At 38.0% G+C, this 24,772-nt stretch carries 26 protein-coding genes; 20 read left to right on the top strand and 6 right to left on the bottom strand.

Annotation, left to right across the window (positions count from 1 at the left end):
• The first annotated feature begins 6 nt into the window (after positions 1-6).
• The gene (locus SFC47_RS21755) at positions 7-1,722 is read left to right on the top strand and encodes a sensor domain-containing diguanylate cyclase (protein WP_411256625.1); all 1,716 of its coding nucleotides are present in this window, start codon (positions 7-9) and stop codon (positions 1,720-1,722) included.
• Positions 1,723-1,821: 99 nt separating this feature from the next.
• On the opposite strand, the gene SFC47_RS21750 is transcribed toward SFC47_RS21755, so the two are convergent.
• Genes SFC47_RS21750 through SFC47_RS21740 form a run of 3 tightly spaced genes read right to left on the bottom strand, consistent with a single transcriptional unit; the run spans position 1,822 to position 3,972 of the window.
• Positions 1,822-3,039 (bottom strand): hypothetical protein, encoded by a 1,218-nt coding sequence (locus SFC47_RS21750; RefSeq protein ID WP_411256624.1) that lies wholly within the window; start codon positions 3,037-3,039, stop codon positions 1,822-1,824.
• A complete protein-coding gene (locus SFC47_RS21745) occupies positions 3,029-3,496 on the bottom strand; it encodes a prepilin-type N-terminal cleavage/methylation domain-containing protein (protein WP_411256623.1) in 468 nt (155 codons plus the stop codon). The genes SFC47_RS21750 and SFC47_RS21745 overlap by 11 nt, the downstream gene beginning before the upstream one ends.
• An 11-nt stretch (positions 3,497-3,507) precedes the next feature.
• Positions 3,508-3,972, bottom strand: a complete 465-nt coding sequence (locus SFC47_RS21740) for a prepilin-type N-terminal cleavage/methylation domain-containing protein (protein ID WP_411256622.1) — start codon at positions 3,970-3,972, stop codon at positions 3,508-3,510.
• Between the two features lie 266 nt (positions 3,973-4,238).
• On the opposite strand from SFC47_RS21740, the gene SFC47_RS21735 reads away from it, so the two are divergent.
• The 19 genes from SFC47_RS21735 (at position 4,239) to minD (ending at position 21,847) form a co-directional block, all read left to right on the top strand.
• On the top strand, positions 4,239-5,033 hold the full coding sequence (locus SFC47_RS21735) for a hypothetical protein (protein ID WP_411256621.1): 795 nt from the start codon (positions 4,239-4,241) through the stop codon (positions 5,031-5,033).
• Positions 5,034-5,058: 25 nt separating this feature from the next.
• Positions 5,059-6,354 (top strand): VanW family protein, encoded by a 1,296-nt coding sequence (locus SFC47_RS21730; RefSeq protein ID WP_411256619.1) that lies wholly within the window; start codon positions 5,059-5,061, stop codon positions 6,352-6,354.
• Positions 6,355-6,372: 18 nt separating this feature from the next.
• Positions 6,373-8,034 (top strand): GspE/PulE family protein, encoded by a 1,662-nt coding sequence (locus tag SFC47_RS21725; protein ID WP_411256618.1) that lies wholly within the window; start codon positions 6,373-6,375, stop codon positions 8,032-8,034.
• Between the two features lie 10 nt (positions 8,035-8,044).
• Entirely contained in the window at positions 8,045-9,094 is a 1,050-nt protein-coding gene (locus tag SFC47_RS21720) for a type IV pilus twitching motility protein PilT (protein WP_411256617.1), read from the top strand.
• Complete coding sequence (locus SFC47_RS21715) at positions 9,087-10,304, top strand: type II secretion system F family protein (protein WP_411256615.1); 1,218 nt, start codon at positions 9,087-9,089, stop codon at positions 10,302-10,304. Before SFC47_RS21720 ends, SFC47_RS21715 begins: the two co-directional genes overlap by 8 nt.
• Before the next feature lie 133 nt (positions 10,305-10,437).
• Complete coding sequence (locus tag SFC47_RS21710; protein WP_411256614.1) at positions 10,438-10,950, top strand: prepilin-type N-terminal cleavage/methylation domain-containing protein; 513 nt, start codon at positions 10,438-10,440, stop codon at positions 10,948-10,950.
• Position 10,951: 1 nt separating this feature from the next.
• Positions 10,952-11,707 (top strand): prepilin peptidase, encoded by a 756-nt coding sequence (locus SFC47_RS21705; RefSeq protein ID WP_411256613.1) that lies wholly within the window; start codon positions 10,952-10,954, stop codon positions 11,705-11,707.
• A 16-nt stretch (positions 11,708-11,723) separates the two neighbouring features.
• Positions 11,724-12,716 (top strand): type IV pilus biogenesis protein PilM, encoded by a 993-nt coding sequence (gene pilM / locus SFC47_RS21700; RefSeq protein ID WP_411256612.1) that lies wholly within the window; start codon positions 11,724-11,726, stop codon positions 12,714-12,716.
• Complete coding sequence (locus SFC47_RS21695) at positions 12,716-13,471, top strand: PilN domain-containing protein (RefSeq protein ID WP_411256611.1); 756 nt, start codon at positions 12,716-12,718, stop codon at positions 13,469-13,471. The genes pilM and SFC47_RS21695 overlap by 1 nt, the downstream gene beginning before the upstream one ends.
• A complete protein-coding gene (locus SFC47_RS21690) occupies positions 13,468-14,235 on the top strand; it encodes a GspMb/PilO family protein (RefSeq protein WP_411256610.1) in 768 nt (255 codons plus the stop codon). Before SFC47_RS21695 ends, SFC47_RS21690 begins: the two co-directional genes overlap by 4 nt.
• Before the next feature lie 10 nt (positions 14,236-14,245).
• Entirely contained in the window at positions 14,246-14,713 is a 468-nt protein-coding gene (locus SFC47_RS21685) for a type II secretion system protein (protein ID WP_411256608.1), read from the top strand.
• 111 nt (positions 14,714-14,824) lie between these two features.
• On the top strand, positions 14,825-15,901 hold the full coding sequence (locus tag SFC47_RS21680) for a hypothetical protein (RefSeq protein ID WP_411256607.1): 1,077 nt from the start codon (positions 14,825-14,827) through the stop codon (positions 15,899-15,901).
• 233 nt (positions 15,902-16,134) lie between these two features.
• Complete coding sequence (locus SFC47_RS21675; RefSeq protein WP_411256606.1) at positions 16,135-16,704, top strand: Maf family protein; 570 nt, start codon at positions 16,135-16,137, stop codon at positions 16,702-16,704.
• A gap of 45 nt (positions 16,705-16,749) precedes the next feature.
• Positions 16,750-17,439, top strand: a complete 690-nt coding sequence (radC, locus tag SFC47_RS21670; protein WP_411256605.1) for a RadC family protein — start codon at positions 16,750-16,752, stop codon at positions 17,437-17,439.
• A gap of 156 nt (positions 17,440-17,595) precedes the next feature.
• Positions 17,596-18,618, top strand: coding sequence for a rod shape-determining protein (locus SFC47_RS21665; protein ID WP_411256604.1), 1,023 nt, complete (start codon positions 17,596-17,598; stop codon positions 18,616-18,618).
• Positions 18,619-18,822: 204 nt separating this feature from the next.
• Positions 18,823-19,710, top strand: a complete 888-nt coding sequence (gene mreC / locus SFC47_RS21660) for a rod shape-determining protein MreC (protein WP_411256603.1) — start codon at positions 18,823-18,825, stop codon at positions 19,708-19,710.
• Positions 19,707-20,225 carry a rod shape-determining protein MreD gene (mreD, locus tag SFC47_RS21655; protein WP_411256602.1) on the top strand — a complete coding sequence of 173 codons (519 nt, stop codon included), beginning with the start codon at positions 19,707-19,709 and terminating at the stop codon, positions 20,223-20,225. The genes mreC and mreD overlap by 4 nt, the downstream gene beginning before the upstream one ends.
• 136 nt (positions 20,226-20,361) lie before the next feature.
• Entirely contained in the window at positions 20,362-21,042 is a 681-nt protein-coding gene (minC, locus tag SFC47_RS21650) for a septum site-determining protein MinC (RefSeq protein ID WP_411256601.1), read from the top strand.
• Between the two features lies 1 nt (position 21,043).
• Positions 21,044-21,847 carry a septum site-determining protein MinD gene (gene minD / locus SFC47_RS21645; RefSeq protein WP_411256600.1) on the top strand — a complete coding sequence of 268 codons (804 nt, stop codon included), beginning with the start codon at positions 21,044-21,046 and terminating at the stop codon, positions 21,845-21,847.
• A 54-nt stretch (positions 21,848-21,901) separates the two neighbouring features.
• On the opposite strand, the gene SFC47_RS21640 is transcribed toward minD, so the two are convergent.
• From SFC47_RS21640 to SFC47_RS21630, 3 genes are all read right to left on the bottom strand, one after another.
• Positions 21,902-22,345 carry a hypothetical protein gene (locus tag SFC47_RS21640; protein WP_411256599.1) on the bottom strand — a complete coding sequence of 148 codons (444 nt, stop codon included), beginning with the start codon at positions 22,343-22,345 and terminating at the stop codon, positions 21,902-21,904.
• A gap of 27 nt (positions 22,346-22,372) precedes the next feature.
• Positions 22,373-22,753 (bottom strand): adenosylmethionine decarboxylase, encoded by a 381-nt coding sequence (gene speD / locus SFC47_RS21635; RefSeq protein WP_411256598.1) that lies wholly within the window; start codon positions 22,751-22,753, stop codon positions 22,373-22,375.
• Positions 22,754-22,896: 143 nt separating this feature from the next.
• Positions 22,897-24,657 carry a spermine/spermidine synthase domain-containing protein gene (locus SFC47_RS21630; protein ID WP_411256597.1) on the bottom strand — a complete coding sequence of 587 codons (1,761 nt, stop codon included), beginning with the start codon at positions 24,655-24,657 and terminating at the stop codon, positions 22,897-22,899.
• Between the last annotated feature and the right edge of the window lie 115 nt (positions 24,658-24,772).

Genomic DNA, 24,772 nt, shown 5'->3' with positions numbered 1-24,772 from the left:
AGTTAATTGGCAGTTCAACCAAAGACAAAAAAAGCAATCTTTCTTGTTTGGTTATTGTTGGTTCCAGCAGGAATGTGGTTTACCTATCAAACTTTCCCTCCTCACATAACAGGGCAATGGTTTGATTTATTAGCATTTTTGATATTAACTTCAGTGGTAGCCTTTATGCCAATGGTGATCAATAATACTCCAATCTTCTTAATTCAATGGGTCTCCCTTGCAACATTTTTAAGCTTTGGATTATTTGTTGAAATGGTATTTGCCCAGGTTGCTGTGATCGTGTTATTACTAAGACTGCGGCTTCAAAAGGAACAATATTTCCGCATACCACTGAATTTGGTCATGTTTTTCCTAGTTTCCTTAGTAAGCGGTGTCGTTTACTATTCACTAGGGGGAGAAACAGGCCCCAGCTTAATCAATGACCCTAACTCTATCTGGCTAGCAGCTGTATATGCAGTAGTGAATTACCTTTTAAATCAGGTTATTATTTCCTTTTATTTATATGTTATTTATAAGAGTAAGGAATCCTACTTTGGAAAGGATTTCATGGTTGAAACCATTACTACATTTCTAACCTTGCCACTAGGCTTTGTACTATATATGTTTTATAACCAACAAGGGTTGTTAGCCTTGTTATTAGTGGCCGTTCCATTTGCAAGTTTGTCAATCATTTTCAAGCTTTATTACACCACTGAAAAAATTAACGAATATTTACAAAATGCAGCTGAAATCGGTCATCAAATGGCAGAACGGCTTGAGGTGAATGGTGTCATTGACCTTTTTATCCAAAAGTTGAGTGAAATGCTCCCGGTGGACTATGCTTATATTTCTGAAGTTGTAAGCGAGGATGAGCTTCAAGTAATCCGTAGAATTAATGATGGTTCAGGGGCAAACAGTGAAATGTTTAGGATTAAGCAAAATGTGGGTATAAGCGGTTATGTTTGGAAAAAACAAAAAAGCTGCTTATATCATTCCAAAAAAGAATGGATCAAGTATACGGAAGGGCATATTCCTGAGGAGGCTGAAAGTTTATTAGCCGTTCCAATTGTAAGGAATAAAAAGGTGATTGGGGTATTAGTACTCGCTTCTAAGCAAAAAAGAGCATACGAAAAATCCCAATTGATGATTGTCGATATTCTTTGTTCCTACTTTGCCGTAGCCATTGATAATGCCAAGCATTATGAATTAACAAAGACACAAAGCGAACGCTGTGCACTAACAAAATTATATAATTATCGATACTTTGAAAAAATATTAACAGAGGAATTTAATAAATTATTTCAATTTGAACGTAAGGTTTTATCCTTAATAATCCTTGACATTGATCATTTTAAATCAGTCAATGACACATACGGACACCAAAGCGGGAACGAAATTCTTTGCGAGCTGGCATCGCGCTTATGTAACCTTATAGGTTCACGTGGAACAGTTGCAAGGTACGGCGGAGAGGAATTCGTTGTTCTCCTGCCTGAGGCCAAGAAGGAAGAAGCCTTTCAAATGGCCGAAATGATTCGACAAGCAATTGCCAACTGGCCATTTACCATCCAGCAATCATTAGACCTTAAGCAGCATCAAGTGAAGATTACAGCTTCTATTGGGGTTGCTACTGCACCTGAGGATGCGGAAGAGCCGTTGGCGTTGGTGCGGCATGCGGATAGAGCGCTTTATGTTGGGGCTAAGAGAGCAGGAAGGAATAGGGTTGCAGAGTATTCCTCATGTTAGAAATTAAATACATTAAATAAGACAAATTAAAGGGGACCCAAGTTAGCTAAAAAACTTGGGTCCCCTTTTGATATTATTAGGTTATGGTAAAATAGATTCTTATTTGTAGTTTACATTATCTACTACTGTTTCAATAGTTGGCTCGTCAAAGGTATTACCACATATTGTATCACTATTAGCAGGTAATGTATGATTTAAATTAGCTCTAGTTCCATCATCATAAATTACTGAGCCTGTAATATATCGAACTCCTGTATTCGTGAAAGCATTTGATTTTGGAACTCTTAAATTGCCTTGAATATATAGATTACCGAAATTTTCTAAACTGTTAGAAACATCTAAATCTCCCTTTATACAAACAGAATAATTTGAGCCAATTGACATTTTATTCGTGACAGTTACACCATCTCTAACATATACTTTTTGTGCCTTAGTACTTTGTAATTCAAACTTTCCATCAATATACAGATTTCCTCCAACAAATAAATCAAGGTTAATATAAGGATTTCCACCGTTTGGACCTGTCAATTGACCGTCAACAGTCATATCACCTAATGATTCTATTGTTGAATTAGTTATCATTTGCACATTACTTTGGAAATGAACTTCACTGCCGAGTATTTGTATATTCGTCATATTATTACTTGTATTAGGAAATACAAGAGGACCTTTTGAAATAATTTTAACATTTGACATATTGTTATACGAAGTTGGAGTTCCACCATTTTGAACTTCCTCACAATGGGTTATTCCCGGTGGAAGAGAACTGCAATTCGGTGTAATACTATTAAATGAAGGTGAAAGAGGGTTAAGGTCAATACCCATTTCCCCCTCTAAGACGGTATCTTTTCCACTTTCCGTACCCTTAAGCTTAAAATTAATTGTTATCTTTTCCTCAACAACATTGGGTGTAGTAGAAAAGTCTAGATTAGTAATTGAAATCGGAGATGTTGAAAAATCTCCGGCAATTGGATTAAATGCTGAGGTGTCAGGAAATTCTGATTCCTTAGGAAATTCAGAGAGAAATCTAGTTTCAATTTGGGATGCAATGGTTGTAATATTAGCAGGTGTAAAATTACTTGTTGGTGTTAAACCCCTATCCGCTAATATAGTTTCAAAAATACCCTGAATCGCAGTTTGATAATAGGTTACTCCCATTTCCGCTATAGATACAGACTGTGATTTCTTCTCCACCACTTCATTTTGTTTTATACTGCCAGATGCAAGACCAATGTAGGAAAGAGATACAACTGTAAAAATTGTAATGATTAGTAAAACAGTAATTAATGCGTACCCCTGTTCATTCTTAACCACCATAATTGGCATCCCCTTTATATCGATAGAGTTTTGTTTCGATTGTTACTTTATTTGTAGAATCATTTTTATCATAAGCAGTTATTTCTAAGAGTGCATCATTTAAATGTGGATCTATTGGATTACCAATACCATTTGTTAAATTATAATAAATGCAAACATTAGGATTGCTGCTATACTCCTCTGTATACTCTGAATCATCTTGTTTCGTAACTTTAGCTGTTATTTTACATTGATCACTTGAGTTTACTAACTCGTATTCTTTAGCAGTTTGATGAATCTTTGTCAGTTGGCTAATAACAATATTCGCTTCTTGAATTAATGAATTTTTCGAGATTGCTTTTTGTGAAAAGTTATAACCTTGGAAAAAGACACTCCAGATGGTAACACCGATAAAGGAGAGGATGACAAGGGTAACTAAAACTTCCACAAGTGTTAAACCGCGTTCATCAAATTTCAAATCATCATCTCCTATCTTCTGATATATCCATAAGTTTCTGATACGGTATTTCCTTTATCATTCAATAATTGAACAATAATTAAATGAACACTATATGCATTCGAATTTTTTCTTGGATTTTTACTGATGGTAATGTTTACATCATAGTTATCCTTAGTAGTTTTAAAAATATAATCAGAACCACTTGGATTAGGATCGAAATGCGTGTAATATTCCTTGTCTCCAATATTATTTGGAGTAAAACCTGATCCTTGGTTATTTTTAGTAAGAAAGCCCTTTACTTTAATAGATTCCTGCCAATCAACAAGTAAATTCTTTGCAGTATTTATGGCTTGGGTCTTATCTTCGTTTTGCCTGTTCATTAACCCCATTTGAGGAAAAAAATTCATAAAAGATATAAGTAAAATGGATAGTATAGCGATTGAGATGATAACCTCAATAAGAGTTACCCCTTTTTCATTATTAATTAATTTCATTTAGTCAATTCCACCTATAAAGAAATTTAATATGATTTACTAGTTTACTAGTTACATTTTAACAGATACATTAGACAAAAAATAACAAATTTCAGTATTTATGACCTATAAATGTTTTCCAGCGTCTTTTAATCTATTTAAAAGTATTATACAATATTTAGTAGACGATTTTTGTCTAATTATAGAAAAAATCAACAAAAAAGTATAGTTTTTGGACTAAATTGTAATTTTATAGCAGTTACCTAATTTAGAAGGGGAATGAAGTGATGCAGTTTATATTATGGGCCTTTGGGGCTATGTTAGTTTCTATGTTAGTGATTTCGTTTCTGCCATTGGGTTATACCTTTAAAGGGAAGGCACTTGTAACAGTTACAGGGTTTATTCTGGCACTAGGGGGACTTATGACAAGGTCAATTGTCCCGTTGGAAGTAACCTTTTTGCTTTTGTTAGTACTTTCCCTTTTTGCTGCATACTTTATGAACTCCCGTTTAGGAACAGTTATTAATAGAGAAGTAGCATTACCATTGGACGATTTGGATGAACAAGATTTGTTCTCCACAAATAATCATAAAGAGAATAGTGTTGAATTAGAAATGCTAGATATATCAGAAATTGAATTGGCTCCTCATCCTAACTCTTTAGCGAATAGAGTAGACCCAACTTATCTTGAGGATAGCTTACCTGTTAAACCTTCTTTAACACTCTCAAAAGATAATAACCATGAAGATTCCAATGAAGAAATAGACTTTCTACAATTTCGAGATGATAGCTTGGATCCAATTGAAGAAGTTGAAAATGATCAACTTGTTGGTGATGGATATCTTTCTGAAATTGAAAATATGCTTCTAGAAGATTCGGATAAAGATCTAGAGTCTGAGAAAGATGGCTGGCTCGATGAACTCGAGGAACTTGAACCATTAGAGTTCAATGAAAAACAAGATAATGACATTCCTGCTTTTGACGAACTAGAGTTGGAATTGTTAATGGCTGAAAAAGAAGTCGCAGCAGATCTAGAAGAAATAAAGGAACCTAAAGAAAAAATATTAGAATTGCAGAAATAGACCAAGTGCAAAAGGGTGGGTATATATGAGTAAGTATCAACCATTAATAAAATTATTTACAGTTCTTTTCTTGAGTACAGCATTTATTTTTAGTTTTTCCCACTTTGGTACACAAGCATTTGGAAAAATAGGAAATAATGATGGGTTGTTCTCTGAAGGTACTGCTGTTGGTTCAGTAAACCTTTCAGGGAAGACAGAAAACGAGGCCATTGCACTTCTAGAAGAAAGACAAGTTGAATGGGTGAAAAACGCGAAAATTGAACTTCAATACAGTGAGAAAATTGTACCATTTGACATGAATTTATTTTATTTTGATGCTACACAAACAGTATTAAACATAAAGGATGGTCAGAAAAATACGGCGAGCATAAGCATCGACCTGTTACAGGTTGAGGAACAAATTAATACTCTTTTTCCTGAAATCGATAGTAAACAACTTGAGCTGACGAAGCTGACCGAGAATTTAACAAATACAATAGCTCAATTTGAAGACGGCACATTCTCATTTCATCTAAATAAAGATTACTTACTTGTTAAAGGCAGTGAAAATGTAATTAGCGAGGTCATTGTGGATTTAGAAAATGTTTCTGCAGAACTAGCCAATGTGATAAATAATAATCCTCAGATTACTATTGCAGAAGAATCTACCTTCTCATTCCTTGAATTTGCGAAACAACAGAAGATTGAAACATCATCTGCACTAAATATCGTTGCAACAGGTATTTACCAAGCAGTTCTGCCTACAAACCTTAAAATAAGTGAAAGAAATATCAGTAAGGCTTTACCACAATATGCTGTATTAGGATTCGAAGCAATGGTTAACGCTGCTAAAGGTATTGATTTGGTGATAGAAAATCCAAATAAAGTACCGTATACCCTGCAACTTGAATTAGCAAATGGTGATCTTAAAGTTATTTTGAAGGGTGACAAGTTTCTTTACAAATATGAGATTAGCAAAAAAGATGAACAAGTATTAAAACCGAAAACAATTGTCCAATACAGTCCGCTCGTTCTTCCAGGACAAACAAAGGTAGAATCAGTGGGAGCAGATGGGAAGATTGTTAAAGTTTATCGCAATATTTACCAAGGCAGCCAGCTGTTAACTAGTGAATTAATATCGGAAGACTATTATCCTCCTGTATATCGTGTTGAAATTATCGGACTCTCTGGTACACAACAAGGCACAAACACAACTGGAGGGACAACTAGTAATGGAACTACAGATTCAAATGGAACTCAAACGCCGTCAGCATCAGACACAGACAAACAGGATTCCAAAAATGATGACCTTTGGGGGAAAAAGAATGAAGCAGAAAAATAATGTAAGATGTGATATAGAATGAAACAAACTCGAAAACGTCTTGGTGACTTATTAATAGAAGAGGGCTTAATTACCGCTGCACAATTACAAACTGCCTTAGAAGAAAAAGCACCTAATCAGAAAATTGGTGACGTGCTTTTACAAAGAGGCTATATTACAGACCAGCAGTTAGCGGAGGTATTAGAGTTTCAACTGGGTATACCGCATGTTAATTTATATAACTATCCTTTTGACGCCAATCTTTTTTCGTTAATATCAAAGGAAACGGCTCGAAGAAATTTGATAGTACCATTGAAAAAAGAAGGTAATAAGCTTTATGTAGCCATGGTAGACCCGATGGACTTTATTGTGATTGATGACCTGCGGCTTTCTACGGGTTTCCATATTGAAACAGTTATTGGTACAAAAGATGATATCATCAGGGCGATTAACAAATATTACAACTCAGATGATGATTTAGAAGAACTGTTTGATGAGCTAACACCAGGTGACCGTGGAGAAGATAATGATGTCACGAACCAGGATTCACCGATTGTAAGACTTGTTAATCAAATTCTTACGAATGCAGTTGTTCAAAAGGCTAGTGATATTCATATCGACCCACAGGAAACTAAGGTAGTGGTCCGCTATCGTGTGGATGGTGTCTTAAGGGTAGACCGTGTTTTACCACGCCATATGCTAAGTGTACTTACAGCTAGAATTAAAATAATGGCGAATCTTGATATTACAGAGCATCGAATTCCTCAGGATGGAAGGATTAAATTAAATCTTGAGTTTCATCCTATCGACCTAAGAATTTCAACTCTGCCTACTGTATACGGTGAAAAAATCGTAATGCGGATATTAGATATGGGTGCAGCCTTAAATGATTTGAATAAAATTGGCTTTAATGCACTAAACCTCAAACGTTTTTCCGAGATGATTGAACAGCCAACCGGAATTGTTCTTATTACTGGTCCGACTGGTTCAGGTAAATCCTCAACACTGTATGCAGCCTTAAATAAGCTTAACAGTGAACAAGTCAACATTATAACGATTGAGGATCCTGTAGAGTATCAGATGGAAGGAATCAATCAAATACAGGTAAACACCAATGTTGGAATGACGTTTGCCGCCGGACTTCGTTCCATTCTTCGACAAGATCCTAACATCATTATGGTCGGAGAAATACGGGATAAAGAAACGGCTGAAATTGCAGTCCGTGCATCGTTGACTGGGCATTTAGTTTTAAGCACATTACACACAAATGATTCCCTAGGAACAATTACTAGACTAATCGACATGGGGGTTGAACCATTTTTGCTGGCCTCCTCATTAAGTGGTATCGTAGCGCAGCGTCTAGTTCGGAAGGTTTGTCGTGACTGTGTTGAAGTGCAGGAACCAACGAAACGGGAAGTTGAGATTTTTGCAAGACGGGGAATGAAGATTGATAAAATTTCTCGTGGAAAAGGCTGTTCCTCATGTAATATGACCGGCTATAAAGGAAGAATTGCACTCCACGAAGTGCTGGTGCTCAATGATGATATGCGCAGGGTAATTATGAATGATGATTCTTTCCATAAGTTAAAGGATCATGCAAATAAAAATAAAACGATCTTTTTGATAGACGACGGTCTTTTAAAAGTAAAGCAAGGTCTTACTACAACTGAAGAAGTATTACGTGTAGCTATTTTGGAGTAGGAGTAAAAATATGAGAGAGAAAATTGATAATATACTAAGGGCGGCTCTCGAATTTAAAGCGTCCGATATTCATTTAACGGTTGGGGTACCTCCCATTTTGCGTATTAATGGCGACCTAAGACGTTACGGTAAGGAAATATTACTTCCTGATGATACAGAAGAAATGGCGAGGTTAACAATCCCAGAGGAAATGTGGGATACCTTTAAGGAAAAGGGAGAACTGGATTATTCATATGGGATTCCAGGTGTTTCCCGTTTCCGTGTCAATGCGTATCATCAGCGGAAAAGTGTTTCACTGGCCTTGAGGGTAGTAGCTTCGAAAACACCGACGATTGAAGATTTGGATTTACCTGATATCGTTGCGAAACTTGTTGAAAAACCGCAGGGACTTATTCTAGTAACAGGTCCAACAGGAAGTGGTAAATCTACTACGCTGGCTTCCATGATAGACTATGTCAATAGAACGATGCGGAAACATATCGTAACTCTTGAAGATCCAATTGAATACCTTCATAAGCATGGAAATTCAATCATTGATCAGCGGGAAGTTGGATTTGATACGAAGTCCTATGCGAACGGCTTAAAGGGAGCACTTCGTCAGGACCCGGACATTATCTTGGTGGGTGAGATGCGAGACCTAGAAACAATTGGTATTGCGATAACCGCTGCAGAAACAGGTCACCTTGTTCTCGGAACGCTTCATACCTCTAGTGCACCGGCAACGATAAACAGGATTATTGACGTATTTCCGCCTGCCCAGCAGCCGCAAATACGGGTTCAGTTGGCTTCCGTTTTAGTTGGGGTAATTTCACAACGTTTATTCCCAACTTCAGATAAAAAGGGGCGTAAAGCAGCAACGGAGATAATGGTGAACACACCAGCTATCGCAAACTTGATTAGAAGTGAAAAAATACATCAAATCCAAAGTACTATGCAAACATCCCGTGCCCATGGAATGCACACGCTTGAAATGAGTATTAGGGATTTAATTGATCGAAATCTTATCCAAAAAGAATCTGCTATAAAATACCTACAAGAAAAGATGATGAGTGATGACTAGGTATAAATATTCAGGTCGAGATCGACGAGGGAAGCGTCAAGGGACGATTACTGCAGCAACAAGACGGGAAGCAATGGTTAAACTAAAGGAAGACGGAGTAAGGGTTGTTGATATAACGGAAGTTCCGGAGACGTTAATGACAATGGAGATTTCCTTAGGTAACCCTGTTAAGCTACAGGATTTTGTTATATATCTAAGACAATTTGCCACCTTACTCAAAGCTGGTGTTACCATTGTTGATGCAACGGGTATACTGGCGGCACAAACTGAGAGTAAGGCATTAAAAAAGGCATTGTTGTTAGCCGAGCAAGATTTACGTGAAGGTATTCCCTATTCTGAAGCTGTGTCAAAGCATAAGAAGATCTTTAATCCAATGTTTATTAATATGGTCAAGGCCGGAGAAGTCAGCGGGAATATGGACGAGACGCTTGAACGCTTAGCAGAACATTTTGAAAAACAGCACTATACAATTCAAAAAATAAAATCAGCTCTAACCTATCCAATTGTTGTTGGGATCTTAGCGATAGCTGTGGTAATTTTCTTACTTATCGCTGTTGTTCCCACTTTTGTGACTATGTTTGATGACCTTGGAGGGGAGTTGCCAACCATCACTAAGGTTGTTTTAGCTGCAAGTGAGTTTGTTCAATCATCCTGGTGGTTAATAATGATTTTAATAATTGGTTTAGTAGCACTAATTTCATTCTTAAATAAGAATAAAAAAACTAAATACTATATGGATTATTTTTTATTAAAAATGCCGGTATTTGGTAATCTTCTTAAAAAGGCTGCTCTAGCCCGAATGATGAGGACACTGAGTTCATTATTTTCTAGTTCAGTACCTATTCTTCAAGCGATGGCCATTGTTGAGAAAGTAGTAGAAAATGAAGTACTTGCAAAAGTAATTAAAGAATCTAGATCAAATCTTGAAAAAGGCCGATCCATGGCAGAACCAATGAAAGACCATTGGGCATTTCCTCCACTAGTCACACAAATGATTAGTATTGGGGAAGATACTGGAGCATTAGATTCAATGTTGTCGAAAATTGCTGAGTTCTATGAAAAAGAAGTTGATACAGGTACAGATCAATTAAAATCATTAATCGAACCTTTGATGATTGTCTTTTTAGCTGCATTAGTCGGGACTATTGTAGCGTCAATAATGGTGCCTCAGTTCAGCATGTTCGAGCAATTCCAACAAATTAACCAGTAGATTACAAAAATATTAGTTTTTTTGCGTTTATGTGACAAAATACCATTAATTTCTCTTTTACATGTTTGTAAATTAATGTATAATACAAGAGACAATATTACTAGGTTCATAGAACCATAAAGGAGAGGGAAACATGTTTCAAAAGTTAAAAAACAAAATGAAAGATCAACGCGGTTTAACTTTGATTGAATTATTAGCTGTAATTGTTATCTTAGCGATTATTGCTGCAATTGCTATTCCATCGATTATGGGGTTAATTGACAATTCAAAGAAAGATGCACACGTTGCAAATGCCCAACAAATGATTAATTCTGCAAAAATGGCTATTACAGCTGATAGGTCTCTACAACCACTTCCTAGTCAAAAAATTGTTATTAATTTGGAATACCTAGAAGAAAAGGGATATCTAGAAGAAATTAAAGATCCTGATGGAGCTCGTAACACCTATAAAAGGGCATCTGCATCTGCGGCAACAGCTAGTGCGGCCCCAACTACAAATACCGATTCGTATGTAATAATTACGAATACAAATAATACTCTTTCTTATGAAGTCGAACTATATAGTACTAAGTCTTCTAGGGGAGTAAGGGCTTCCGGCGGTGGTCCTGTTGGTGAGGATTTATTGAACCGTGATAATGTAAGATAGAATGATTTCTACTTACTTAATCACTTTAGGGTTAGTTTTTGGGTCTTTCTTTAATGTAGTAGGACTTAGAGTTCCATTAAAAAGGTCCATTGTTGCTCCACGATCAGCATGTCCTAAATGTGGGCACCAATTAAAACCATATGAACTAATACCACTATTTTCATATTTGATACAAAAAGGGAAATGCCGCGGCTGTCAGTCGCGGATTTCTCCTATATATCCTATTTTTGAGTTGCTGACAGGTATCCTGTTTGCAACAGCACCACTTGTTATCGGATGGTCCGGAGAATTAGTAGTTGCACTATCGCTCATTTCGATGTTTATGATAATCATCGTTTCAGATATTCACTATATGATCATCCCTGATAAGATTTTAATCTGGTTTGCAGGGATTTTTTTATTGGAACGGATTTTTTGGCCCTTATCCCCTTGGTGGGACAGCCTGCTGGGTGCTGTTACAGGTTTCACTCTCCTTTTGGTCATTGCCCTCATTAGTAAGGGCGGCATGGGCATGGGCGACGTAAAACTTTATGCCTTATTAGGATTTGTACTTGGCTTTAAACTAGTCTTGCTATCTTTTTTCTTATCAACATTATTTGGAGCCGTGATCGGCGGGTTTGCTCTTATTTTCAAAATTGTCAAAAGAAAGCAGCCGATACCGTTCGGTCCATTCATTGCAGCCGGGACATTGACGGCTTATTATTGGGGATCGGATTTGATTGATTTATACTTACAGTTTCTTAATCAAGGATTTTAAGTAAGGGGTTTTAGACATGGCATTTTCCCTTTTTTCTTCAAAAAACAGAATAATAAATTTCGTCATTAATGACCACTCGATTCGTTTTATTGAATTAAAACAATCGAATCCCCCTGCTGCACAAAGATGGAGCGAACGCTTTTTACTTCCAGGCATTATTGTGGACGGTAAAATTGTTGATTTTGAGGCACTCTCTAACATTCTTGAGGAATGCATCGAGGAGTGGAAAATTAAAAGACGTTCAATCCGCTTCATCGTCCCAGACTCACTTGTGATTATTCGAAAAGTCTCCATTCCAGCAGATATTCAGGAAGACGAAATCAAAGGATATCTCTATCTGGAACTTGGATCTAGTATACATTTACCATTTGAGGAACCGGTATTTGATTATTATCAACTTGGAAGTAATGGTAAAACAAAAGACCTATTATTATTTGCAGCTCCAGAACCGGTTGTGATGGAGTATGCTGAATTATTTTCAAGCCTAAAACTCAATCCGATTGCAGCTGATATTTCACCGTTATCATTGTACCGTCTATATGAGCAGTTAGAACGCGCTAGTGATAGTGAGGTCGTATTTACAGTTCAATTTGATTTAACCGGTGTCAATTTATGCATTTTTGAAGATACTGTACCACTTGTCATGCGACATTTCTCCTTGCCGTTTAATATCGAGGATTGGGAAATTAGACAGGATTTTGGCATGATCGATTGCAAATATAAAGGCGATTCGGAAGAACTGGTTATCCAGTTTGAAGAAATTTTTAAAGAGATTAATAAACTGCACGATTTTTACCGCTATACACTTAGTAATGAAAAAAGAGATATTACCAAGTATTTATTAGACGGTGACCACCCAATGGTAAGTGCCATTCATGCAGAAATGATTGATAGAATGGAAGTTCCTGTCGAAAGAATTACACTTGAGACTGAAATAAAAGGTAAAACAGAAAACTTACCATCAAATTTATTACTATCCTTAGGTCTTGCTTTAAAAGAGGTGCAATAATGTTAGTAGATATTAACCTGCTGCCCCAAAAGGAACGTGGAAAAAAGGGACTTATTGTTATCATATCAATTTTTTCGGCTATTTTTTTAATGGTTGGAGGCTATTACCTCTTGCAAATCCAGTCAGCCAAGACAGATATTGCAAACCTCGAAAATCAAATTGAAACAACCAAAAAAATTGTAGAAGCGGAACAGACTAATGCACAGCAGAGTGAATCTAACATGTCTGTTACTGTGCTGAAAAATGCGGTGGAATGGGCCAAGTCATATCCTATTCAAACAGTACCGGTGATGCAGTATCTTACATCCTTATTACCTGAGCGAGGCTTTATTCAAAGTTTTAGCTATACTGAGGCAGGTACTGTTTCAATTTCTGTGCAATTTGATAGTGGCAGGGAGGCAGCCTACTTCTTAGATACTTTAAATGAATCAGAATGGATTGACGAAGTGAGTCTTAGTTCTTTAAGTACTCAACAGGTGAATGTGGGGACCGATGAAACAACTTCACAGACTGCTACAGCTAATAATCTAGTTGTTTCTCAGGATCCAAACAACCCTAATAATATTATCATTTCAACTAAACCCGATTCAAATGACTCAAATAGCGAATCGAAAAGTACTGTTACCATACCAACTAATAAGTATGTACCAAGATATATTGGACAATTCGGAATTACTTTTAACAAAGAAGTGATCAAGGAAATTTTGAACAAAGGTCAAGATAAAGGCAATGAGGAAGGAGTGACACCATCATGAAGCTTCGACTTTCAAAAAATGAAAAGCTTACTTTGTTGATTGGCACTCTTTTAATTGTCTTAACTTTTGTCATTGCTCAATTCCTATTGCTTAAACCTTTAAAGTCGGACCTAGAAGTTAAAGAGCAGTCACTTAAATCAGAGCAGCAATTATTAGAAACCATTACGCAAAAGAGAATGGATGATACGGCCAAGGTAGTAGAGGATACAAGAGAACTCCAAAAAAGGGTTCCTGTCACACCGCTTCAAGAGCAGGTCATCCTAGATTTAGAACGAGCTGAAAACGTATCGAATAGTAATATTAGTTCAATAGGCTTTTCTGTCGGTGCTGACGTTGCAACTGCTAGTGCCGAAACACCACAAGAGGGGGCTGCTGAAACTCAAGAGGGTACAACTGAAACTACAGAGACAGCTAGCGCAGAAGCTGCCAACCAACAACCTGCTGCTCCAGCTGTAAGTGGGGTAAAAAAGATTACCATGAGTTTAAGTGTAGAATCCCCAAGCTATGAACATTTGGAAAAGTTTATCAGCACGCTTGAATCGTTAAACAGGATTGTAGTTGTTGAAAACATCAGCTATTCTGGCGGCCAAGAGGTAACCAGCTTAAGTCAAGGTACGGATAATCAGAAATTAACCTATAGTCTTTCAGTGTCTGCTTATTACCTGCCGACGCTTGAAGACTTACTTGCTGATCTGCCAAAAATTGATGCACCTGCACCAGCAAATAAGAAAAATCCATTGAGTACCTTTGCTGATGGAAATTAACTTAGATATCATGAAGATAGTGAAATCCCTGCAAAAAGATCAACAAGGGTATAGCCTGGTAGAATTGCTTGCAGTTATTGTCATATTAGGTATTATCTCTGCGGTTGGTATTATCTCAATGACTAAAGTAATAGCCATGACAAAAGATCAAGCTTTTGTCGGAAATGCGATTACTTTAAAGAATGCAGCCCACCTACTTTTGAAGGACGAAGAAATACAAGGTATCCCATATGCGGATATATCCTATGAGAAATTGCTTCAGTTAAATTATCTAGACAAAATCAGAGATCCTTATACAGGTAATTTTATTCCTGAAGATGATAAGACTTATATCAGAATTACTGATAAAAAAATAACTGGTGTTTGTTTTTATGGGGAGACTCGTAACCTTTGTACCAAGGATGGAGTGGTGGATCCCATACCGTTTGACGAACTTTCAGTAGACTTGATCAAACCAAACCCAGAGCCAACCGAATAAAAAATTTGGCGAAAGCATTGTATAACAAGACGACAAAAGTCTTGTTATTTTTTTTTGTCTTTATGATAGGATGGTAGAAATTGCTATTGGTAGAGGAAGGAGTACAAGTTCGTGGACAAGCCGAATACTGGCAATACCATCAAAATAAAACTAAATGGAGAAACCCAAACTTTCTCAGAAGAACCTATTAAGAAGGAACAAGAATCTAGCAAAGATTCTTTTACTAAAGTGATAACCATCAATGAGGATCAAAGCGGCCAGGAAGGATACCTAGAAACTGCCGCCGCCAAGGAATCGATTGATGAAAGCTTTGATTGGATTATCCCTGAATCCTCAGATCAAGACATCAAGGAATATAAAGTTATCAGCAGCCAGAAACCGAAAAAAGGTGGGAAACAGAAGTCTTTTTCTCTCTCAACTTTTTCAATGAAGAAGAATGGCGGCGTATTCAAATCCATTTTGGTAACTGCGGCTTTTGCTATCTTGATTGGGACAAGCTTTGGGGTCCTAATGCTTAAGCTAGTTATTTCTGAAAATAGTAAACCAGCCGTAACGGAATCTATAGTCCAAAATAATGGATCGAATAAAGGGGCAGAAGCAGCCGGAGGCAAGAGCAGCTCAATTGTTCTAGGTGCACAAACTGCATTTATTGTTCAAGGCGGTGCATTCTCATCCAAAGATGCAGCATCACAAGCAGCAAACGAGGCAAAAGGTAAAGGTGCTCCTGCTCAAACACTGACCATGGATAAAAGAGAATTTATGTTTTTGGGTGTCGCAGACTCCATTGAAACAGCCAAACAAATGGAAAGTCATTATGAAGCTAATGGCTTCGATGATGTCCTTCCAAAACAAATCCCAGTTGCTGAAAAAACAGTTTCAGACATTAGTGAAAGTGAAAAGGTTTTTTTAGAATCTGCCCCAGCTATCTATCAAAAGCTCTCTAAAGTCACTTCAAATGCTATTGTTTCTGGCAGTATATCAGCAGAAGCTGGTAAAGAAGTCAGTGGTGTAGAAGGTCAATTGAAACAATCAGCAGACCTAAAAAATGAAAAGGTAAAGAATCTAAACAGTGAATTATCCAGTGCGCTTGAAAAAGTCAAAGCCTTTCAAGACAAAAAGAATGTAGACAGTTTGATCGAGGCACAGCAGCATTTATTAAACTTTTTAAGTAGTTATTATTCACTATAGTCGACAAAAGCTGATATTTTCCGGGAAATTATCCTTATAAAGTAAGCCTGTCTAATTCAGACAGGCTTTTTCTGCTTAAAACTAAATATTCTGAACCCAACGATTTATAGATATAAATTGTATAATCTGACAAATTTCTTCGAACTTTAGTAATATAAAAATTGTTTGCTTCTATAAACTCTGATAGGATTAACATGTATCTCCCTAATTGATGCAAAAGGTAAGGTGATTGTATGCAGAACCTCATTTTAGCCTCTTCTTCTCCACGGCGAAAAGAACTTCTAGAAAACCTCCGATTAACATTCACAATCTCTAGCAGTGAAGTAGATGAAAGCTTTGATCCAACGCTTTCTCCTGAGGATGTAGTAATGGATCTTGCCGAGCGAAAAGCACAGGTTATATTCAATGAAAATCCAAATGCTTTTGTTATTGGTTCCGACACGATTGTCGTTCTTGACGGACAGGTGTTAGGAAAGCCGACTGACGAAAGAGAAGCAAAAAAAATGTTAACAATGCTCTCTGGAAAAAGGCATGATGTTTACACTGGTGTATCCATTTTGTCTCCAAATGGAACAGTACGTTTTTATGAAAGAACAGAAGTTTGGTTTTGGGAGTTAACTGACGAGGAAATCAATTTCTATGTACAAAGTGGTGAACCGCTTGATAAAGCAGGTGCATATGGTATTCAGCAACTGGGAAGCATGCTTGTCAAAAAAATTAATGGAGACTATTATGCGGTTGTCGGCCTGCCTGTCTCAAAGACCTATCGTGAATTAAAAAGGCTAGGCTACCAGTTGTCGTGACAACACTGTAGTTCATTAACTCCCTACTTAAAGGGAGGAAAGAGAATGTCAACCAATTCATTAATGATCCGTGATTTCCCTCAAGATGAAAGACCGAGAGAACGATTTATTCAGAATGGTCCTGAAAGTTTATCCAACCATGAACTCATTGCGATCTTGCTTAGAACGGGTACAAAGGATGAAAGTGTCCTGCAGTTATCCAACAGACTGCTTACAAACTTTGAAGGGTTACGGCTGTTAAAAGCAGCAACCTTAGAAGAAATGACAGAAATTAAGGGTATCGGTCAAGCAAAAGCGATACAAATCCTCGCTGCCGTTGAAATTGGCAGAAGGATTGCCAACTTAAATTATACAGATCGCTATGTGATACGCTCACCTGAAGATGGTGCCAACTATGTGATGAATGACATGCGCTTTCTCACACAAGAGCACTTTGTTTGCCTTTACTTAAATACAAAAAATCAAGTGCTTCATAAGCAAACTATATTTATTGGGAGCTTAAATGCCTCCATAGTACATCCACGTGAGGTATACCGTGAAGCATTAAAGCGATCCGCTGCTTCGATAATAGCCATTCATAATCATCCTTCAGGATCTCCAGACCCAAGCAGGGAAGATATAGATGTGACAAAAAGGCTGGTGGAGTGCGGGAAACTCATAGGCATCGAGCTTTTGGATCATTTGATCATTGGCGAAAATAAATTTGTCTCTCTCAAGGAAAAAGGATATTTATAATACTATGATTTTTTTTGTCGTTGGGATATAATAATGTTTATGATTTTTTAGGACATCTTACGTGTTAACTATATAAATTTTACTAGAAAAATACATGATTAGAAGGTATTTTCACTTACCTTTAGCTATTTTCGTATCAGAAAGGGAGATACAACTATGTTTGGAATTGGGACAAGAGACCTTGGGATTGACTTGGGGACCGCAAATACCCTCGTTTATGTAAAAGGTAAAGGAATTGTATTAAGAGAGCCGTCTGTTGTGGCGATGCAGACAGACACGAAGTCGATTGTGGCGGTTGGTAATGATGCAAAGAACATGATTGGCCGTACACCAGGAAATGTTGTCGCAATGCGACCGATGAAGGATGGTGTCATAGCAGACTTTGAAACAACTGCAGCGATGATGAAACACCATATCCGTCTAGCCATTAAAAGCAAGAGCATTCTCTCTGGTAAGCCATATGTCATGGTTTGTGTACCATCAGGGATCACAGCGGTTGAGGAACGTGCTGTCATTGATGCAACACGTCAAGCAGGTGCAAAAGACGCCTATACCATTGAAGAGCCGTTTGCTGCTGCAATTGGTGCAAACTTGCCTGTATGGGAGCCAACGGGAAGTATGGTCGTCGATATTGGCGGAGGAACAACAGAAGTTGCGATTATTTCATTAGGCGGTATCGTTACGAGCCAATCAATTCGTGTGGCTGGGGATGAAATGGACGATGCGATCGTTACTTATATCCGTAAACATTATAACCTCATGATTGGGGAACGTACGGCGGAAGCCATTAAGATGGAAGTTGGTTCTGCTGGCGATCCTGAGGGAATTGAAAATATGGAAATCCGCGGACGTGATTTATTAACAGGATTACCAAAAACAATCGAGATCACTGCACAGGAAATTGGTGTTGCTTTAAAGGATACAGTTTATGCGATTGTTGAGGCTGTTAAAAATACTTTAGAAAAAACACCGCCAGAACTTGCTGCCGATATTATGGACCGAGGCATTGTCTTAACAGGCGGAGGAGCACTGTTAAGAAACCTGGACAAGGTAATTAGTGAAGAAACTAACATGCCTGTACTTATTGCCGAAAATCCATTAGATTGTGTAGCTATCGGTACAGGAAAAGCACTAGACCATATTCAACTATTCAAAAACAAAGCAAAAGAATCAAGGTAATAATAATAAAGATTGTGTTAAAAACTTATTGTTGGTGGAACGGAAGGCACGAAGACTCCTGCGGGAGGACGGGACAGGGGAGACCCCACAGGCGCTAAAGCGCCGAGGAGGCTCCCCGAACCGCCCTAAGGTCCGCGAAGTGCCTGGAGTGGAATCCAACATACACGTTTTTAAATACAGACATAAAAATAGAGGTGTATAATCATGCCACAGTTCTTTTTGAATAAACGACTGATCGTTTTGCTGGTAAGCATTATTGTTCTCGTGGCATTGATTGGGTTTTCGTTAAGGGAGAGAAGTAAACTATCCTGGCCGGAGCAGTTCTTAAAGGATACTGCCGGCCTTGTTCAATCCCTGGTTTCAAAGCCTGCTCATCTAGTGGCAGGTTTCTTTGAAAATCTCCAGGACTTGCAAAATACATATGAAGAGAATAAAGAATTAAAGTCACGGCTGGAGAAACTTGTTAGCCTTGAAGCACAGGTTCATGAGCTTGAAAAGGACAATAACGAGCTGCGTGATATTCTCGGTGAAGAAGAAACCCTGAGAGATTTTAAACCATTACAGGCAACCGTAATCGGTAGAAACCCTGATCGTTGGCATGAAATGATTATTATCAATAAAGGTAAAACAAATGGAATTAAGAAAAATATGGCCGTTGTCACTTCCCATGGTCTGATTGGGAAGGTAAAAACCGTCAATCAATTTAGTTCCACCGTCCAATTGCTCAGTGCAATGGATCCAAAAAATCGGATTTCGGCAATCGTTCAAGGCGAGACAAATGTCTTTGGATTGGTTGAAGGCTACGATAAAGAGAAAAAAGCATTGTTAATCAAAGCGATCCCTTCAGGGGTGGAAATTAAAAAAGGGCAGAATGTCATCACCTCCGGTTTAGGCGGAGTCTTTCCTCAGGGCTTACAAATTGGGAAAGTCATTGATGTGAAGCCAGACCAATATGGATTGAATCAAACAGCCTTAGTCGAACCAGGCGCGGATTTTTATGATTTAGAAAATATTATCGTGATTACACGGACAATGGCTCAGCCTAATGAAGCAGATATGGGCGAAAGCGAAGGGAAGGAGGAGGACCTGTGAAGAAATTCCTACTTCCTCTTTTGTTTCTCTTCCTTTTTTTATTAGAGAGCATTTTTGTCCAATACATTCCGCCAGAGATCTTCGGACATAACTACATTTTGGCTCCGCATTTTCTATTCGCAGGGATATTATTTTTGGCCATTTATGCAGGTAGAAAATATGGAATCATTTATGCGGCCATATTTGGATTGTTGTTTGATATTGTCTGGATTGAGATTGTTGGTATTTATTTCTTTCTTTTTCCTTTTATTACGTACCTTATTTCAAAGATTATGCATGTGCTGCAGACCAATATTTTTGTCGCGTTCCTAGCTTCGATCGTGGGGATTGCCTTGCTTGAATTAGGAGTGTATGAAATGGACTTTTTAATCCATATCACCACTCTTGAATTTATGAGCTTTATTAAGATGCGTTTTTACCCTTCCCTCATTCTAAATGCAATCTTCCTCTTGATTGCCGCCTACCCGCTAAAACGTCATTTTGAACGTTTCGCGGATAGCTTGCGAGACGAATGATTTTTGTCTTTCTTTTTAAAAAAAGGAGAATACAGAAGGCGTGTCGAATTGTATAATAGATGTGTGTCTTTGACTAGAAAACGTGTCTAATTATCTGGCACGATGTGTTTCTTAATATTTGAGGTGAGTTTTCTCCATGAAAAAGCGGCAAAACGTTACGATAAAAGGTACGAAGGATGGAATTGTCCTTCATCTTGATGATAGCTGTTCCTATTATGAGCTGAAAAAAGAGCTCGATGAAAAACTATCAGAAAATCAAAGAACTCAGGCTGAGAGTCAATTAACACCTGTTAAAGTCGATGTCGGCAACAGGTATTTGACTGACACTCAGCTAGAAGAAATAAAAGAGCTGATCCGTCAGAAAAAGAATTTAGTGGTTGATAAAATTGAATCAAATGTCGTCACCCGAGCAGAAGTAGATAAGCTGAAAGCGGAAAACGAAGTCGTTACCGTTGCTCGTATTATTCGGTCTGGACAAGTATTGGAGGTTCCTGGGGACCTGCTGCTGATTGGCGATGTGAATCCTGGCGGAACCGTGATAGCAGGCGGCAATATTTTTATCATGGGTTCATTAAAAGGGATCGCCCACGCAGGTGTGTTTGGTAATCATCAAGCGGTTATTGCCGCTTCTAGCATGCAGCCATCACAGCTGAGGATTAGTGATTGTCTAAATCGTGCACCTGATAAAGCTCAAAACAATGAAAAACGTGAAATGGAATGTGCGTACATCGACGATAACCATCAAATCATCGTAGATAGATTGCAAGTTTTAATAAATTTAAGGCCTAATTTAACGCGATTAGAAGGGGGACATTAATGTGGGAGAGGCAATAGTAATTACATCCGGTAAGGGCGGCGTTGGAAAAACCACGACTTCTGCTAATATAGGTACAGCTTTGGCCCTTCAAGGAAAAAAAGTTTGTTTAGTAGATACAGATATTGGCCTTCGAAATTTAGATGTCGTAATGGGGCTCGAAAATCGAATTATCTATGATCTTGTAGATGTAGTAGAAGGTAGATGTAAAATCCATCAGGCACTCGTTAAAGATAAGAGATTCGAAGATTTATTGTATTTGCTGCCTGCAGCGCAAACTGTTGATAAATCGGCGGTTAAGCCAGAACAGATGCATAAATTAATTACTGAACTAAAGCAAGATTATGACTATATTGTTATCGATTGTCCTGCCGGAATAGAACAAGGCTTCCAAAACGCGATTGCCGGGGCAGATCGTGCAATCGTTGTCACTACTCCTGAAGTATCAGCTGTCCGTGATGCCGACAGAATTATTGGTCTGCTTGAGAAGTCAAAAACCGTGGAATCACCGAAATTGGTGATTAACCGAATTCGCAATCATATGATGAAAAGCGGCGATATGCTCGATGTAGATGAAATCACTACACATTTATCCATCGAGCTAATCGGAATCGTTGCAGATGATGAGGAAGTCATCAAAGCCTCCAACCACGGCGAACCAATTGCCTTGAATCCTAATAGTAAAGCGTCTATCGCTTACCGAAATATCGCAAGACGTATTCTAGGGGAATCTATTCCTTTGCAGCCGCTAGAAGAAGCGAATAAAAGCGTATTTGGAAAAATTAAGAAGTTCTTTGGTGTAAGATAAAAATTTAGCCTGTTCACTTTCAAAGTGGACAGGCTTATTATTTATTTTCTGCAATTAATTTTCAAGTAATTGAACAGTGAGTGCAGCTCGATTATATCGGGGTATTCCTCTTGGAGCAAACACATCAGCTACAAATATTCCAATCGAATCTCCAGCATACAAGTAAGCTTGAATATTTATTCCCGTGACGGTGCTGATCCCTTTTGCGTCAAAGACAGAACCTATTAATGGGTCGGAACCATCAGGCAGACGATTTATGTTGAACACCGCCGATTGGTCTTCTTCCAAAATAACAGAAACATCTGCTGTAATTTGATAGACACCTGACTTGTAAACGGTAATGGAATTCGCTGCGATATCTGGTCTAGTATTTTGGTAAGGCCCTGCTATGGTAAAATCTATATGGTTCCCAGTCCGAAGTGGAATAATTGTATCATCAGGGGTGTCTTGTTTATATAAAGACCCATAGGTAAATGGCTTCACGTTTTTGGTTCTCATATTTTTCACCTTGGTAAATAGACAATATCAAATGCCTAATTCTTCACAGTTAATGGTTTGAGGATATGATACACCTCGAGAAATGGAGTAGACCTTTGCATGCTTTGAAGACAATTCTTTTATTAGAAATTCTACCTGAGGTGTCAGTTCAAGAGTGCCGCATGTATAAAAATCTAATGACACATACCTTTCTTCCGGCCAGGTATGAATAGATAGATGAGAAGTAGATAAAACCAGTACCCCCGTTACGCCTTGTGGCTGAAATTGGTGGAAGTAAGAGTATAAAATCTCCATATCTGCATCAAGAGCGGCTTTGATACACATTTCTTCTAGGAATTTGATGTCATTTAAATGAGTAGAATTGCACTCAAAAGCGTCAATGATAATATGCTTTCCTTCTTTTGACAAAGTCTCATCATTCCCCTCCGTTTTCTTTTATGGTATGGGATTTATGGGATAATAAATTGTACGGTTGTCCATGTTTTTTAGAATTCGTAAGAAAAGGGGCTCTACTCGTTGAACAGGTCAATAAGAGTAGAGTTTTTTTGACCTTACCTGCGCAGTTCCTGTTTATAAATTTCGTGTAATTTAAGGTTTGACAAAGTATTCATATGTGAATTTTCCCGAACTGACCGATACTTAGATGAAAAGGCAAATAAGCTGGATAGGTCTTCTGGCAAAGTTTGATGGTCTACCTTTACTTTTTTGTTTTGCAAATGCAGCTTTTTCTTTGATGCCAGATGAAATCCCCAATCCCCGAACGAAGGAACATCTGCATGGTAACTCCTGATATTCATGCCAGTTCCTTTAAGGGATAATCCGATGCTCCAGTAAACAAACGGTGCATACTCTGGTGAATGTGATTGACAGACTAGAATGCCATCTTCTGTTAGCAGATTGGATAATTGCTTGAAAAACTCTACCGTATACAATCGGCTCAATATCTCATCTCCTGGATCTGGCAAGTCCACAATAATGACATCATAAGGTTCATTTTGTTCTTTTTGAAAAACCTGAATATCTTTTTGATGAACAGCTACTCTCTTATCATGCAGTGCTCTTCCGTTTAAGGAAGATACTTTAGATATATTACGGGCTATGTGGATCATTAATGGATCGAGATCTACTAGGTCAATATGCTTTACATCAGGGTATTTAAGAACTTCACGAATGGCGAATCCATCCCCGCCGCCGGCAATTAGCACACGATCCCTTTTTGGAGCAATGGAAAGGGCCGGGTGAACCAGAGCCTCATGATAGATTTGTTCATCTAAAGAACTAAACTGAAGCTGCTTGTCTAAATACAGTCGCACATCTTTGGTCTCTAGCACCAATACAGAATCTCCCTTAGTACTGCCTTTGTATAGGACTGTGTGGGAATTGGAGAGGAGATGATGAAGTTCCTGGTCCTGGACTTTATTTGGAAGGAGAGCAGATAGGCGTAAGGAACTCAATGAGTTGACAACAGCTTGTTTTCTGAAGGACTTTACCTGCTGCGAAAAAGTAAACCATGATTTTAGATTTTTCGGAAGTGAACGGTTTTTGACATCACATTTTTTCCCTTCATCCCAAATTAGCTGATTTTTCCCGGCAAGATGAAATCCGCAATCTCCAAACCAAGGAACATTAGCATGATAGTTAAGAGTATGAAGCGAAGCGCTTTGCATTGTTTTATCAATACACCAGAAGGCTGACGGAGTATCTTCAGGCGAAGCAGACTGTGAAACTAATATACCGTCATGTGTCAGGAGTTTGGATAATTTTCTATAAAGTTCCTTCGTATACATTTTGCTTATTTCTTTTGTGTCTGGTCGTGGAAGATTAACGATGATCACATCAAATGATTCTTGTTCTGTTATATAGAAGTCATGTATGCTGCTTCGGATGATTTGAACTCGGTTATCTAATAGAGACCCTCCGTTAAGTTTAGAAATTTCAGGTGTTTTCTGGGCAGCTAAAAGGGTTTCAGCAGACAGGGGTACTACACCAACATGGCAGACATCACGATATTTGAGAACTTCGCGCAATGCCAGTCCGCATTCATCACCGATAATCAATACACGTTCATGATTATCTGACAGGAACATGGCCGGATGAACAAGAGCCTCGTAATAAATCCGTTCGTCCATGCTATTCCAAACCAGTTGATTATTCCAATATAAACGTATATTCTTCGTTTCTAGCAACAGCACGTCCTGATATGGACTCTTCCCCTCAAAAAGAATAGTGTGAGGACCCTTTAATAATTGCTCTAACTCAATTAAATCGTAAACATCACCACGAAAGGTGTTATGGTTTTGACTTGTAGACAATCTAATTCACCTCGATTAATTAAGTAACTTACAGCCATTATATGGAGAAGGACAAAAAAGGTGTGGCTTATCCACTAATAACATGGAAGTTTCATATAATGGCAAATGCACATTT

The sequence above is a fragment of the Neobacillus niacini genome, assembly GCF_046591715.1.
Classification (GTDB): domain Bacteria; phylum Bacillota; class Bacilli; order Bacillales; family Cytobacillaceae; genus Neobacillus; species Neobacillus niacini_L.
This window is presented reverse-complemented; position numbering and strand designations above follow the sequence as displayed.